Below are 14,150 nucleotides of genomic sequence, written 5' to 3'. Positions count from 1 at the left end.
CTTCCGGCGGACAACTGACCGGCGGACGGAGTTCCGGCGTAAATAACAAGCGCTATGTTTCCGGCGTTTGGGTCATTTTCTGGCCGGCGTTTTAGATTTTTTACCGTCCGGCGTTGACATTGGCGGCTTTCATCACAGAGGCGGAGATCCTTATGAAACCGGCTCGGATACGACGATACCTAATTTCACGGCAGTTCCTCTTTTCCGTTAATCTTCAAAAATGGTCATATTATTATATCGGATTTTCCCTTGTCGCGCAAGGGCCGGATTTGAACTTATACCAGTTCTCCAGTGAGCTGGCTGCCCTCACGTCCGGTAAGGCGTACCTGGCGCAGCTGGTTGTGAAGGGATTCCATGCTGGTTACCCCTACCTGACAGTAGCGGGTGGTGTGGCCCAGCCACACGCCGTCCCGCTCCTCTTCAAAGAGCACCGGAACGGTTTGGCCCACAAAGGAGTCCAGATAGGCGTATTCCATGTTCTGGGCGATCTCAGCTGCCCGGTGGGCACGGTCCTCCTTGATGGCATTGGGCACCTGGCCGGGCATCTTGGCGGCCGGAGTGCCGGGGCGACGGGAGTAGGGGAAGATGTGCATGGCGGCAAAGCCGCACTTCTGGATGAAGTCCAAGGTCTGTTGGAATTCATCCTCCGTCTCGCCGGGGAAGCCTACGATAAGGTCGGTGGTAATGGCCGGGCGGTCATAGACTTCGTGGAGGAATTGCACGCTCTCATAATACCGGGACGAGTCATACTTCCGGTTCATCCGGGCAAGCACCGTGTCACAGCCCGACTGCATGGAAAGATGGAAGTGGGGACACAGGTTCTCCAGCGCGGCGCAGCGGCGGCAGAAGTCCTCCGTAATGGTCCGGGGCTCCAGAGAGCCAAGGCGTACACGGATGTGGGAGGGCACCGCCTGACAGATGGCTTCCACCGCGTCAATGAGGGAGGGCTTTCCCTCCAGATCCTGTCCCCAGGAGGAAATCTCAATGCCGGTGAGGACGATCTCCTGATAGCCTGCCTCCACCAGCGATTTGGCCTGTACAGCGCAATCGGCCAAGGGCAGGGAGCGGATGCGGCCACGGGCATAGGGGATGATGCAGTAGGAGCAGAAATTGACGCAGCCATCCTCGATTTTCAGCATGGCCCGGGTGCGGCCCTCCAGCCCTCCGGCGGGCAGGTTCTCAAAGGTGCGGCGCTGGAAGGGGTCGTCCAGAACGGTGATGCTCTGGTGTTTCTGCCAGGTCTGCTCCAGCAGATCCACAAAGCCGGTGCGGTCGCCGGTACCGGCAACCAGGTCCACCTCCAGCTTGTCCATATCGTCGGGGTGGGTCTGGGAGTAACAGCCGCACACCGCCAAAATGGCGTCAGGGGCGGTCTTTCTGGCCCGGCGGATTACCTGCCTGGACTTTTTGTCACTGACTGCCGTTACCGAGCAGGTGTTGATGACATAGGCGTCGGCCTCTCCGTCAAAGGGAACCAGGGTGTGGCCGCGCTGGGTGACCAGCTGCTCCAGAGCCTGAGTCTCGTACTGATTTACTTTGCACCCTAAGGTGTAAAAGGCAATTCTCATGTTGTTTCGTCTTCGCTCTCTTTCAGATCTTCAGGAAGCAGCTCCATCAGCTGCTCCCGGGTGGGGGCATCCAATTTGGCTACCCGGTCGGATTGGCGGGAGACCGCTTTTTCAAACAGGTTGCGCACGTCCCGGGCGTTGCCGAAGTTCTCGTCCCGCTCCTGGTAAAGCCGCTCCAGATCCTCCTTGGCCCAGGCTGCTCCCTCCGGAGAGAGGGTGTAGCCATTCTTTTTGCACATGGACTCCAGGATGGAGAAGAGCTGGCCGCCGTCGTAGTCGGCAAAATAGAAGTATTTGTTGAAACGGGATTCCAGTCCGGGATTGGCGTGGATAAATTTTTCCATCAATTCAGAGTAACCTGCCACAATGACGATGAGGTCCTTGCGGTGGTCCTCCATGTTTTTCAGCAGCACCTCAATGGCCTCGTGGCCAAAGTCGTTGGGGCTGTCCTGGTTGACCAGGGCGTAGGCCTCGTCAATAAAGAGCACGCCGCCGATGGCCTTTTGAATGACCTCCTGGGTTTTGATGGCGGTCTGGCCTACAAAGCCGGCCACCAGGCCGGAACGGTCCACCTCCACCAGCTGTCCCTTGGGCAGCACTCCCATGCTGCGGTAGATCTTGGCCAGCAGCCGGGCCACTGTGGTCTTACCGGTGCCGGGGTTGCCCAGAAAGACCAGATGGAGGGACATGGGGGGCACAGGGAGCCCGGCCTCCTGGCGCAGCTTGCGCACCTTTACCAGGTTAATGAGGCTCTTCACGTCCTTTTTCACCTGGTCCAGACCGCACAGGCTGTCCAGCTCCTCCAGCAGCTCTTCCAGAGAGGGCTGAGGCTCTTCCTCCTGGGCGGGTTCCTCCTTTGGCGCCTCCTGGGCGGTAGGCTGAGGAGCGGCGGGCTGAGGTTTGGTGATAAACTCATCGGCCTTCAAGGGCGGACGGTCGCCGGACAGGCCGTCCTTTGTACACAGAGCCAGCAGGGCGTCGGCGCAGGCGTTGACAAAACCGGCCTCCGGCTCGCTGACCACATCGTCCACCGCGGCAAACAGCAGTAAAATCAGGGTGAACTGGTCTACAAAACGGCGGGAGAGGGTGGTGCCTTTTCTCCGGTCGTAATCCCGCAGGGACTGGAAGAAGGCAGGGGGCTGGAAGAGGTCATAGCCCGCCACACCGGTGGCCACCTCCCAGTACAGGGCGGAGGGAGAGGAATTGGTGCCGGAGTAGATGGCGTTGTAAAACTCCACATGCCGGGGGGTGATTTGGGCGGCGTTATCCGCCTGCCAAACGCCCAGGGCGCAGGTGCGGAAGTAGTCATCCGCCTGCCGCCCAAATTCCATGCGCAAAGTGGGATCGGGGATCCATTTTCGGTATGCACTTACCGCCTCGTCATACTGCTTATGGGCATGGGCGGGGGTCAGGGTGCCTCTCACTGCTTGGTTCCTCCCTCCGGCTTTGTCCGGTGGACAAAGGGATCTTATTTGTGCGCCGAAGTCCGGCGCGGGTCAGACTCATTATAAAAGAAAGGATGAACCTGGTCAAGAAGTGGGGGCGGTTTTGAGGTATGTTTACATAATTTCGCCAAAAAACGCCCCAAAGTCTATTTTTTCGTTGACGGCGTGGTTAATTCCTTGTAAAATAGACACTGAGACCGCATGCGGTGTGGTCATCCTTTTTCTAATGATGGAGGTTATCCGTCCATGGCTGCGAAAAAAGCACCCCCCCGTCGGAACACAGATGTGATCCGATGTGAAAAATGTGGCGAAGAGTATTCCGTCACCTATAAACGTTGTCCCTTCTGTGATGAGCGTCCCGGCCGAACTTCTTATGCCGGCGGTGGAAAGCGGGCCAGCGGCAGCGGCCCTAACCCGCTCCAGGTAGGCGGTCTGATCGTGACTCTGGTCTTGATCATTGCCGCAGCGGCGATTGTATTTAAATATGTCTCTCCTCTCCTGTTTGGAGGCAAGACCGTAGATTCCTCTGTGTCCACCAGCCAGACGGATGGTCAGTCCAGCGTGGGCAGCGGGGATAACTCCCAGACTCAGGTAACGGTCAACAGCCTGACCCTCAGCCGCACAGAGGCTGCCCTGCGCTCTGGAGAATCTTATCAGATCATTGCTACCACCGATCCGGAGAACGTGAAGGTGACCTGGAGCAGCAGCAACACAGACATTGCCACCGTGGATGAGTATGGCAATGTGACCAACGTGTATACCGGCACCGATACGGCCACAGTTACCATTACTGCTGCTGCAGGGGACAAGACCGCTCAGTGTGCTGTGGAGTGTACCGGCGACGGCACCGGAACCGGTGTTACCACCGATCCCGGCACCACGACGCCTTCCAACGGTCAGTCCCTGGCCCCCAATACTGAGGCGGTTATCACCGGTGCCACCGGTGGCCTGAACATCCGCTCCGGCCCGGGTACGAACTATGAAACCAAGGCCAGCACGGAAGACGGCGCTACGGTTACCGTTCTGGAGGATGCGGGCAACGGCTGGACTAAGATCAAGTATGCCACCGGCGGCGGTAACTTCGACGAGGGCTATGTGATGACCAGCTACCTGCAGGCAAAGTAAAGATTGATGCAATGAGGACCCCCGAAGCTTTTGCTTCGGGGGTCTTGTGATTTCCTGCCCCTATCTTGCTTTTCGCCGGGGTTTGGGGTATCATATTCTCTATTGAGAATACCACGAAGGAGGTTTTCGTGATGCGAGATGGATTTATCAAGGTAGCTGCCGGTACGCCGAAAATTCGGGTGGCCGACTGCCGCTATAACGCAGAGCAGATCTTTACTCTGATGCGGGAGGCGGATAAGCAGGGGGTCAAGGTGCTGTGCCTGCCTGAGCTGTGTCTCACTGGATATACCTGCGGCGATCTGTTTTTGCACGACACGCTGCTGAAAGGTGCGGAAGAGGGACTCCAGACGATCCTGGAGGCCACCCGCAATCTGGAACTGGTGGCCGCAGTGGGTTTGCCGGTGCGGGCTCAGTATGACAATAAGCTGTATAACTGTGCTGCTCTGATCCAGAAGGGGGAGATTTTGCACCTGGTGCCCAAGATCCACATCCCTAACTATGGAGAGTTCTACGAGGCCCGGTGGTTTGCCAGCGGCGCTGGGGTAGACACCACGGTGACTCTGTGCGGCCAGCAGGTGTGCATGAGCACCAATGAGACTTTTGCCTGCCGGGAGATGCCCAACCTCATTCTGGGTGTGGAGATCTGCGAGGACCTGTGGGCTCCCGAGCCCCCCTCCGCCGGTCTGGCCCGCAGCGGAGCCACCATTATCCTGAACCTGTCCGCCTCCAACGAGACGGTGGGCAAAGCGGCCTACCGCCGCCAGCTGGTCACCGGCCAGAGCGGGCGTCAGGTGTGCGGCTATGTGTATGCCGACGCGGGTGAGGGCGAGTCTACCACCGACTTGGTCTTTGCCGGCCACAACATGATCGCGGAGAACGGCGCTTTGCTGGCTGAGCGGCGCTTTGCCAACGGTCTGACCATCAGCGAGATCGACGTGGACCGGCTTGCCTATGAACGGCGGCGGATGACATCCTTTACCCCCGACCCGGACAAGGAATATTGGCGTGGCGAGTTCTCCCTCACCCTGGAGGAGACCCGACTGACCCGCTTTGTCTCCCCCAGCCCCTTTGTGCCCCAGGACGAGGGCGACCGGGCCGAGCGCTGCAACGAGATTTTGTGCATTGCTGCTCTGGGCCTGAAAAAGCGGCTGGAGCACACCCACGCTAAGACGGCGGTGGTGGGCCTGTCCGGCGGCCTGGACTCCACCCTGGCGGTGCTGATTACTGCCGTGGCTATGCAGATGCTGGATCGTCCGGCCAGCGACATCATTGCCGTTACCATGCCCTGCTTCGGCACCACTGACCGCACCAAATCCAATGCGGTCTTGCTGGCCGAGCGGCTGGGCTGCACCCTGCGCACCATCGACATCGGCAACGCGGTGAAGGTCCACTTTAAGGATATTGGCCAGAGCATGGAGGACCACAGCGTCACCTTTGAGAATGGTCAGGCCCGGGAGCGTACCCAGGTGCTTATGGACATCGCCAACCAGACCGGTGGTTTGGTCATTGGAACCGGCGACCTCAGTGAGCTGGCTCTGGGCTGGTGTACCTACAACGGTGACCATATGAGCAACTACGCCGTTAATGCGGGTATTCCCAAGACTCTGGTGCGTCATCTGGTGTCCTTTATCTCCGACGACAAGGCCCAGGAGGACCGCCAGCTGTCCGATGTGCTCAGCGACATTCTGGATACCCCGGTCTCTCCTGAGCTGCTGCCCGCCATCGAGGGCAAGATCAGCCAGAAGACAGAGGATCTGGTAGGCCCCTATGAGCTGCACGACTTCTTCCTCTATCACATTCTCCGCTGGGGCTTCTCGCCCAAGAAGGTGTTCCGGCTGGCCCTGTATGCTCTGGGAAGCCAGTACGACCGGGCGACCATCCTGAAGTGGCTCAAGAATTTCTACCGCCGCTTCTTCTCCCAGCAGTTCAAGCGCTCCTGCCTCAGCGACGGACCTAAGGTGGGCTCTGTGGCCCTCAGTCCCCGTGGCGACTGGAGAATGCCTTCCGATGCAGTGGCCTCTTTGTGGCTGGATGAGCTGGAGGGGCTGGAATAAAGCACATATAGAGCGGGAGATTGTTGTCTTGGGAGGCTTTTGATTGAATATCTATCTGGATCTGTTTTTAACCTTTGCGAAAATCGGTGTCTGTACCTTTGGCGGTGGCTATGCCATGCTGCCCATCCTCCAGCGGGAGGTGGTGGAAAAAAAGGGCTGGGCCACGGAAGAGGAGCTCACCGACTATTTTGCCATCGGCCAGTGTACCCCGGGCATTATCGCGGTGAATACCGCGACCTTCATTGGCCACAAGTATAAAGGCGTTTTGGGGGGGATTTTGGCAACCCTGGGTGTGGTATTTCCATCCCTTATCATCATTACCATCATTGCCGCATTCCTGAAAAACTTTGCAGAGTATCCGGTGGTAGCTCATGCTCTGGCAGGAATCAACGCTGCGGTGGTCGCTCTGATTGCTGTGAGTGTGTTCAAGCTTGGCAAGAGTACCTTGAAAGGGAAAATCGCACCGTGGATTTTCGTTGGAGTGCTGCTGCTGGCTCAGGGCGGTGGAGCGCTCAGTGATGCCCTGGCTCTGACCGGCGTGGCGGCAAGCATTGTCTCCACCATCACCTCCCCGGCGGTACTGGTCGTACTTTCCGGCGTGCTGGGCTGGTTTCTCTTCTACCCCCGCAAAGAAGGCAAGAGAGGTGAGAAGGTATGATGGTTTTGCTGCGGCTGTTTTATGAGTTTTTCAAAACCGGACTCTTCTCGGTGGGCGGCGGCATGGCCACCATCCCCTTCCTCCAGCACATGGGAGAGACCACCGGGTGGTTTACCAACGGAGATCTGACCACCATGATTGCCGTCTCCGAGTCTACCCCCGGCCCTATGGGCGTGAACATGGCCACCTACGTGGGCTTTGAAATCGCCGGCATCCCCGGCGCGGTGATCGCCACTTTGGGACTGATTACCCCGTCCATTATTGTGATTTTGATCATTGCCGGGTTCCTGCAGAAATTCCGCCACAGTAAGGGTGTGGAGGCTACCTTCTCCGGTCTGCGTCCCGCCTCCACTGCACTGATCGCCTCAGCAGGGCTGAGCGTAGCCTGGTCGGTCTTTACCGTTACCAACCAGCTGGCGCCGGACAGCTTTCCGGCGATTCGCTGGCGCACGGTGCTGCTGGCAGCGGCGGTGTTCGTGTGTATGAAGTGGACCCCGCTGAAAAAGCTGCACCCCATCTTGTTTATTGCCGCCGCTGCGGTGGTGGGGATTATTTTCCAGTTCTGAGCAATGAGCGAAACAGAAACATGCCCATAAAAAACAGGCCCCGGCACAGCGTGCCGGGGCCTGTTTGCATCATTCGGGAGGACGCTGGGTGAGCAGCTTGGTATAGCTGCGGTCGATGGCCAAGGCGCCCAGGGGAGCGGTGACCAAAATGGCGATGACCGCCACGGTGAGCACGATCTGTCCGCAGCCCAGGCCCATAGCCAAAGGTACACCGCCGATGGCAGCCTGGACGGTGGCTTTGGGGAGATAGCTCAGCACACAGAAGAGCTTCTCTTTGGGGCTGAAATGAGCGCCGCTGACGCACACCAGAACGCCCACCGCCCGGAAGCACAGAGCGCCCAACACGGCCAGAATGGCCATTACGCCCGCACTCAGAGCGTAGCGCAGATCCACCGCCGCGCCCACCAGCACGAACAGGGCCACCTCAGCGGCAACCCACAGCTTGGAGAATTTCAGGCTCAGCCGCTGGGCCACAACGGAGCGCCACCGCTGCAGGCCTACTCCGGCGCCCATTACGGCCAGAAGACCGGAGAAGGGGAAGATCCCCTCCAGAGCATCCTCCGCTGCCACCAGCAGGAAGGCCAGGGACAGCAGGATCACGACCTTCACCGAGTCCCGCATATGGACACGGCGGAACCATTGGGCCAGAAGCCATCCCAGCAGCAGACCTGCCGCTACACCGGTGAGAATGGAGGCGGGAATGCTCAATACGGCTCCCGCGGTCAGACCTTGGCCGCCGGAGGCCAGTCCGGTGAAAGCGGTGAACATGACGATGACAAAGACGTCATCCACCGAGGCACCGGCCAAAATAAGCTGGGGGATACCCCGGTCCACACCCCAGCCCTCTTCGCTCAAACGGATCATCCGGGGCACGATCACTGCCGGGGATACCGCTCCCACCACGGCTCCCATGATGGCGGCATCCAGGGTGGAAACGCCCAGCAGCGCAGGAGCCAGCAGGGTCATGCCCAAGATTTCAAAGCAGGCGGGGACAAAGCACATGAGGATTGCCGGGCGGCCCACCCGCTTCAAAGCCTCCACATCCAGGGAGAGGCCTGCCGGGTCAAAATAATGATCAGCGCCAGCTGCCGCAGGTCTGCCGAAATATTCAGCAGGCTGTCGGACAGCAGATTCAGGGCATAGGGACCTAATATCATGCCCGCAATGAGCATACCCACCAAGGAGGGCAGTTTCAGGCGTTTTGCCAGCGCGCCCAGGGCCATGCCCAGCAGCAGTACCAGTCCTAAACTTGTTAACATACCATTTTCTTCCTTTCCTGGGCAGCGAAAAAGCTGATGCCCCTGCAAAAAATCGCAGAAGCCATCAGCCTTGTGGGCGGTTTAGTCCCGAAGGACAAGGGAGACCTCATTCCCTTTATTGCGTGGGACAGGATACCATATCCTGCCCCACTTTGTCAAGCACCGATAAGATAGCACCACACCGGAATGGTGAGCATGGACAGCAGGGTGCTGAGTACCACGCATTTGGTGGCAAACACCGCATCGCTGCCATACCGGGCAGCGAAGATGGCGGCGGTGGATCCGGCAGGCATACCGGTCATGATCACAGCCACGCCGGTGGCCACCGGCTCCAGCCCCAGAGCCAAGGAGATCCCCCAGGCCGCTGCGGGCAGCAGCACCAGACGCAGGGCGCTGATCCACAATGTGGTTGGGTTGACGATGGTAAGCAGAGGTACGTCCACCAGAATGGTGCCAATGATAAACATGGTAATGGCGGTATTGCAGTTGCCGATGCCTGTAATGGTGGAGGTGAGCAGGGTGGGCAGGGGAATGTGCAGAAGCATGATCGCCATGCCGATGTACACAGCTACCAGGCAGGGGTGGGTGAGGATGTTGCGCACCACCTTCTTTTTGTCGGTGCCTCCGGCCACAAAGTAGGAGGTACCAGCCGACCACATGACAATGCGCATGGGAATGAGATACATGGAGGCGTAGAGCAGTCCCAGAGTGCCGTAAACTCCTTCCGCTACGCCGTTGCCCAAAAAGCCGCCGTTGGATACTAAGGTGCAGTATTTCAGCACCTTGTTTTGGGCCTCCGGGTAATTTTTGTAGAGAAATTTGTTGAGAATCACGCTGATGATCTGAATGGCCAGGGCAACGACCACCAGAATCTCGCAGGCGCGGAGTACGGAGGAGTCCAGGTCAATCAAACAGGATTTCAAGATATTGCAGGGGATGATCACATTGACGCACAGATCGGTCAGGCACCGTCGACCCGCCTCATCCACGATGCCCAGCTTTTTGACCAGAGCGCCCACTAAAATCATCAAAAACAGGGTTCCTTGGATGTTGAACAGCTCCAGTAATTCCATGGCCTGCCTCCTTCATATCGGTCGGTTTTCTTCTCTCTTGGTTCATTATAGCACCGACATGGAAAAAAAGGAACGCCTCTGGGATGTGTCCCCCTTCCTTTTTCCACAAAGATGTGGTAAACTTTTAATGTTATGAATTTCGCCAAGAGAGGGAACAGACTGTGTACAATATTACCTTGATCGGAATGCCCGGTTCGGGCAAGAGCACCGTGGGTGTTTTGTTGGCCAAGGCCCTGGGCTTTGGCTTTTTGGATACCGATTTGGTTATTCAGCAGCAGGAAGGAGCCCTGCTTCAGGATATTTTGGACCGCCGGGACGTACCCTATTTTCTGGACGCAGAGGAGCGGGCTGTGTGCTCGGTCCAGTGTGACCACCACGTCATTGCCCCGGGCGGCAGCGTAGTCTGCCGGGAGGGAGCCATGGCCCATCTGAAGGCCATGGGCCCGGTGATTTATCTCCGGGTGCCTCTGGAGGAACTCAAGCGCCGCATCCACAATCTGGACTCCCGGGGCATCGCCCTGGAGCCCGGTCAGACGCTGGACGATATCCTCACCATCCGCGCCCCTCTCTATGAGACCTATGCCGACTACATTGTAGATGCCCTCCCTGGACAGGAGCTGGCCCAGAGTGTAGCCCAGGTACTGGAACTGGTCTCGGCGCAGTGACACCCCAGCCCGCAGGGAACCGCGGGCCGGCCGCCTCGGGGTGTCTCCCCACCGCTGCCGAATGAAAAGAAGGAACGAACACCATGACATTTGAAGATCTGGGGCTGTGTCCCCAAATCCTGGCTGCTCTGAAGGAGGAGGGCTATGAAAAGCCCTCTCCCATCCAGGAGCAGGCCATTCCCCCTGCCCTGGCGGGGCGGAACGTGCTGGGCTGCGCCCAGACGGGCACCGGAAAAACCTGTGCCTTTGCCGCCCCGATTCTCCAGCGGCTGAGCAACAAGCCTGCATCCGGGCACCCCATCCGCGCTCTCATCCTCACTCCCACCCGGGAGCTGGCCATCCAAATCGGTGAGAGCTTTGAACACTACGGCCGTCATCTGGCCCTGCGCTGCGCGGTAATTTTTGGCGGTGTGGGACAGGCACCCCAGGTAGAGAAACTGGGGAAAGGCGTAGACATTCTGGTGGCCACACCCGGCCGCCTGGGTGACCTGTATCAGCAGGGCTTCATCCATCTGAATGATCTTGAAATCTTTGTGCTGGATGAGGCCGACCGGATGCTGGATATGGGCTTTATTCACGACGTAAAGAAGATTCTCAAGTGGCTGCCTGAGAAAAAGCAGACCCTGTTTTTCTCCGCTACCATGCCCAAAGAAATCGCTGAGCTGGTCAACTCTCTGCTTCACCACCCCGCCCGGGTGGCGGTGGACCCGGTATCCTCGCCGGTAGAGGCCATCCGCCAGTCGGTGTACTTTGTAGACCGGGGCAACAAGACCAAGCTGCTCTCCCTGCTGATGGACCAGTTGGGCGTAAAAAATGCGCTGGTCTTTACTCGCACCAAGCACGGGGCCAACAAGGTGGCCCGGGATCTGGTCAAAGCGGGTATTACCGCCGCTGCCATCCACGGCAACAAGAGCCAGACTGCCCGGCAGCAGGCGTTGGCCGACTTCAAGTCCGGAGCCATCCGCTGTTTGGTGGCCACTGACATCGCCGCCCGGGGACTGGACATTGAGGAGCTCTCCCACGTGTTCAACTACAACCTCCCCGAGGTGCCTGAGACCTATGTCCACCGCATCGGCCGCACCGGCCGGGCGGGCCATGGAGGCACCGCCGTGGCATTTTGTGATTTCAGCGAAAAACCCCTGCTGAAAGAGATTGAAAAACTCATTGGCCGCGCCATTCCTGTGGTAGAGGACCACCCCTATCCTATGGTGGACCTCCAGGCCCCCAAGCGGGATAAGAACGGCCGCATCATCAACGAGGAGGACGCCCAGGCCCGAGCCGCCGCCAAGGAGCAGCGCCGTGCCCGGGATGAGGCCAGAAAGGCGGCCGCTCAGCGCAAGGCGGAAGCGGCGCAGGCTGCTCCCCAGCCTGTGGCTGAGACTCCGGTCCAGACACAGGAGGAGGCACCTGCCAAGTCCCGGCGCCGCCGCCGCAAGGCCAAAGCAAAGCCCAAGCAGGTTGAGCAGGTACAGGCTGCCCCGGTGTCCCAAGTCTCCGAGCCGGAGCCTCAGGTCCAGCAGACCTCCCGCCGCCGTAAGCTGACCCGGCCGGGCAGCCGCATGGAGACCGGAAATGCCATGCCTCGTACCGATTTCTCCCGTCCTAATCCTCTGGCGGGCGATCATATCATGGACGCCACCGCCCGGCTTCTGGCGCCCCGCAAGCCCCTGAGCGTTCAGGAGTCTCCGCTGTCCCACCGCTCCGCGCCCCGCAGTCGCCGTAAGGAACGTCGGGGCGAGAAGGAGCCCCGGGTTGAGACAGTCCAGACCAAGGACAAAGGAAAGGTCAAAGCGGTCCCTTCCGCACCCAAGAAAAAGGAGGAGCCGGTCTCTGGGAAAAAGAAGAATTCCCGTCCGGACCGCCGCCGGGACCGTGGGCCCAGAGGGCCGATCGAGCCCATGCGCTCCAACCGGGTGAAGGATTCCACCGAGCAAAAGAGCCTGATGAAGCCCTACTACTTGGACAACTAAAGGAATATCTCGATATTTAATATAACTGGAGGGTATCAAAATGGATTATCAAGCCATGTATCAGCAGAAGCTGACCACCGCCGAAGAGGCGGTCAAGGTAGTCAAATCCGGTGACTGGGTGGACTACGGTTGGTGCACCAACCACCCCATCGCCCTGGACAAGGCCCTGGCCGCTCGTAAGGACGGGCTGCGGGACGTGAAGGTCCGCGGCGGCGTTACCATGTGGATGCCGGAGATCGCCAAGGCCGAGGATGCCGGTGAGCACTTCACCTGGAACTCCTGGCACTGCAGCGGCATTGACCGTAAGATCATGACCAAGGGCATGGGCTTCTTCAGCCCCATGCGCTATTCCGAGCTGCCCCGTTTCTACCGGGAGAACCTGACCGTGGACGTGGCTATGCTCCAGGTCACCCCCATGGACAGCCACGGTAACTTCAGCTTTGCTCTGGCCGCCTCTCACCTGGCCGACATGCTGGAGAAGGCCAAGGTCATCATCCTGGAAGTGAACAAGAACATGCCTTGGGTGTACGGTCTCACCGGCTGTGAGATCAACATCAAGGACGTGGACTATGTTGTGGAAGGGGATAACCCCGAGGTCGCTCAGCTGGGCGGCGGCGGCGAGCCCACCGCGGTGGACAAGGCTGTGGCCGAGCTCATCGTGCCTCAGATCCCCAACGGCGCCTGCCTGCAGCTGGGCATCGGCGGCATGCCCAACACCATCGGCGCTATGATCGCTCAGTCCGATCTGAAGGACCTGGGCGTTCACACCGAGATGTACGTGGACGGCTTTGTGGACATGGCTATGGCGGGCAAGCTCACCGGTAAGAACAAGGCTCTGGATAAGGGCCGCCAGGTGTACGCCTTTGCTGCCGGCTCCAAGAAGCTGTACGACTACGTGGACCGCAACCCCGACGTGATGGCTGCTCCTGTGGACTACACCAACGACGTGCGGGTGCTGGCTCAGCTGGATAACTTCATCTCCATCAACAACGCCATTGATATGGACCTGTTTGGCCAGGTGAACGCTGAGTCTGCCGGCCTCAAGCACATCTCCGGCACTGGCGGCCAGCTGGACTTCGTGATGGGCGCTTACCTGTCCAAGGGCGGCAAGAGCTTCATCTGCATGTCCTCTACGGTCACCGGCAAGGACGGCACTGTGAAGAGCCGTATCGTGCCCACCCTCACTCCCGGTTCCATCTGCACGGATCCCCGCTCCTGCGTGCACTACATCGTCACCGAGTACGGCATGGTCAACCTGAAGGGCCTGTCCACTTGGGAGCGCGCCGAGGCGCTCATCTCCATCGCTCACCCCGACTTCCGTGAGCAGCTCATCCAGGACGCCGAGAAGATGCACATCTGGCGCCGCAGCAACAAGTAAGAATAAAAATTTCAGCCCCGCCGTTTGGCGGGGCTGTTTTTTACGCTTCCAAGCTCCAAATAAAGTTTTCCAGCTTCAGACGGCTGCCCACTGTGGTGCCCTCGGGCAGTAGAAACATGGTGATAGAGTGCTCTTGACCCTGATCGCCGAGCAGTTGAGCGTAGTCGCCGTTGATGTCCGTGACGGTGTAAAAAATAGGTTCCATCCTGATTCCCTCCTGCTTTTTTTAAAGTATAACGTATGTTTCCTTTCCTGTCTACCTTGTTAAAACTATCCCGTTTATTGGACATATCATTTGCTATACTCAGATCATCCAAAGAAGATATAAACAAGCATCAAGGGATATGGAAAGGAGCATACGCCATGGATTACAGCATTGTTTGGGTAAG

General features: G+C 58.7%; 11 protein-coding genes, 1 pseudogene and 1 riboswitch. Of the genes and pseudogenes, 7 read left to right on the top strand and 5 right to left on the bottom strand.

Features of this window, described 5'->3' with window-relative positions:
* Nucleotides 1-275: 275 nt before the first annotated feature.
* Together mtaB and ACEVJL_RS08805 are read right to left on the bottom strand one after the other, a co-directional pair.
* Complete coding sequence (gene mtaB / locus ACEVJL_RS08810; RefSeq protein ID WP_235397197.1) at nucleotides 276-1,568, bottom strand: tRNA (N(6)-L-threonylcarbamoyladenosine(37)-C(2))-methylthiotransferase MtaB; 1,293 nt, start codon at nucleotides 1,566-1,568, stop codon at nucleotides 276-278.
* The gene (locus tag ACEVJL_RS08805) at nucleotides 1,565-2,992 is read right to left on the bottom strand and encodes an AAA family ATPase (protein WP_374737504.1); all 1,428 of its coding nucleotides are present in this window, start codon (nucleotides 2,990-2,992) and stop codon (nucleotides 1,565-1,567) included. The genes mtaB and ACEVJL_RS08805 overlap by 4 nt, the downstream gene beginning before the upstream one ends.
* 267 nt (nucleotides 2,993-3,259) lie before the next feature.
* Between ACEVJL_RS08805 and ACEVJL_RS08800 the strand changes: the two genes are divergently transcribed.
* From ACEVJL_RS08800 to ACEVJL_RS08785, 4 genes are all read left to right on the top strand, one after another.
* A complete protein-coding gene (locus ACEVJL_RS08800; RefSeq protein WP_020989486.1) occupies nucleotides 3,260-4,138 on the top strand; it encodes an Ig-like domain-containing protein in 879 nt (292 codons plus the stop codon).
* A 131-nt stretch (nucleotides 4,139-4,269) separates the two neighbouring features.
* Entirely contained in the window at nucleotides 4,270-6,192 is a 1,923-nt protein-coding gene (locus ACEVJL_RS08795; protein WP_235397201.1) for an NAD(+) synthase, read from the top strand.
* 43 nt (nucleotides 6,193-6,235) lie between these two features.
* Nucleotides 6,236-6,850 carry a chromate transporter gene (locus ACEVJL_RS08790; protein ID WP_374737503.1) on the top strand — a complete coding sequence of 205 codons (615 nt, stop codon included), beginning with the start codon at nucleotides 6,236-6,238 and terminating at the stop codon, nucleotides 6,848-6,850.
* Nucleotides 6,847-7,416: a chromate transporter gene (locus ACEVJL_RS08785; protein WP_008980047.1), complete on the top strand. Its 570-nt coding sequence runs from the start codon at nucleotides 6,847-6,849 to the stop codon at nucleotides 7,414-7,416. Before ACEVJL_RS08790 ends, ACEVJL_RS08785 begins: the two co-directional genes overlap by 4 nt.
* Before the next feature lie 69 nt (nucleotides 7,417-7,485).
* Here the strand turns inward: ACEVJL_RS08785 and ACEVJL_RS08780 are convergent.
* Both ACEVJL_RS08780 and ACEVJL_RS08775 read right to left on the bottom strand, forming a co-directional pair.
* Nucleotides 7,486-8,675: pseudogene (locus ACEVJL_RS08780) on the bottom strand (cation:proton antiporter domain-containing protein).
* 48 nt (nucleotides 8,676-8,723) lie between these two features.
* A riboswitch (Fluoride riboswitch) is annotated at nucleotides 8,724-8,798 on the bottom strand.
* Nucleotides 8,799-8,830: 32 nt separating this feature from the next.
* Entirely contained in the window at nucleotides 8,831-9,748 is a 918-nt protein-coding gene (locus tag ACEVJL_RS08775; RefSeq protein ID WP_008980049.1) for an AEC family transporter, read from the bottom strand.
* Nucleotides 9,749-9,909: 161 nt separating this feature from the next.
* Here ACEVJL_RS08775 and ACEVJL_RS08770 point away from each other — a divergent pair, with 161 nt between their 5' ends.
* From ACEVJL_RS08770 to ACEVJL_RS08760, 3 genes are all read left to right on the top strand, one after another.
* On the top strand, nucleotides 9,910-10,413 hold the full coding sequence (locus ACEVJL_RS08770; protein ID WP_374737502.1) for a shikimate kinase: 504 nt from the start codon (nucleotides 9,910-9,912) through the stop codon (nucleotides 10,411-10,413).
* An 83-nt stretch (nucleotides 10,414-10,496) separates the two neighbouring features.
* Nucleotides 10,497-12,383 carry a DEAD/DEAH box helicase gene (locus ACEVJL_RS08765; RefSeq protein ID WP_374737501.1) on the top strand — a complete coding sequence of 629 codons (1,887 nt, stop codon included), beginning with the start codon at nucleotides 10,497-10,499 and terminating at the stop codon, nucleotides 12,381-12,383.
* Nucleotides 12,384-12,423: 40 nt separating this feature from the next.
* Nucleotides 12,424-13,761, top strand: a complete 1,338-nt coding sequence (locus ACEVJL_RS08760; protein WP_374737500.1) for a butyryl-CoA:acetate CoA-transferase — start codon at nucleotides 12,424-12,426, stop codon at nucleotides 13,759-13,761.
* A gap of 40 nt (nucleotides 13,762-13,801) precedes the next feature.
* Here ACEVJL_RS08760 and ACEVJL_RS08755 read toward each other — a convergent pair whose 3' ends face one another.
* Nucleotides 13,802-13,966 (bottom strand): hypothetical protein, encoded by a 165-nt coding sequence (locus ACEVJL_RS08755; protein ID WP_008980053.1) that lies wholly within the window; start codon nucleotides 13,964-13,966, stop codon nucleotides 13,802-13,804.
* Between the last annotated feature and the right edge of the window lie 184 nt (nucleotides 13,967-14,150).

Source organism: Flintibacter porci (assembly GCF_041925195.1).
GTDB lineage: Bacteria > Bacillota > Clostridia > Oscillospirales > Oscillospiraceae > Lawsonibacter > Lawsonibacter porci.
This window is presented reverse-complemented; position numbering and strand designations above follow the sequence as displayed.

What these genes read in the sequence shown, in the direction of transcription:
- mtaB (WP_235397197.1), bottom strand. Translation starts at nt 1,568, where the DNA reads ATGAGAATTGCCTTTTACACCTTAGGGTGCAAAGTAAATCAGTACGAG.
- ACEVJL_RS08785 (WP_008980047.1), top strand. Translation starts at nt 6,847, where the DNA reads ATGATGGTTTTGCTGCGGCTGTTTTATGAGTTTTTCAAAACCGGACTC.
- ACEVJL_RS08755 (WP_008980053.1), bottom strand. Translation starts at nt 13,966, where the DNA reads ATGGAACCTATTTTTTACACCGTCACGGACATCAACGGCGACTACGCT.
- ACEVJL_RS08795 (WP_235397201.1), top strand. Translation starts at nt 4,270, where the DNA reads ATGCGAGATGGATTTATCAAGGTAGCTGCCGGTACGCCGAAAATTCGG.
- ACEVJL_RS08775 (WP_008980049.1), bottom strand. Translation starts at nt 9,748, where the DNA reads ATGGAATTACTGGAGCTGTTCAACATCCAAGGAACCCTGTTTTTGATG.
- ACEVJL_RS08800 (WP_020989486.1), top strand. Translation starts at nt 3,260, where the DNA reads ATGGCTGCGAAAAAAGCACCCCCCCGTCGGAACACAGATGTGATCCGA.
- ACEVJL_RS08765 (WP_374737501.1), top strand. Translation starts at nt 10,497, where the DNA reads ATGACATTTGAAGATCTGGGGCTGTGTCCCCAAATCCTGGCTGCTCTG.
- ACEVJL_RS08760 (WP_374737500.1), top strand. Translation starts at nt 12,424, where the DNA reads ATGGATTATCAAGCCATGTATCAGCAGAAGCTGACCACCGCCGAAGAG.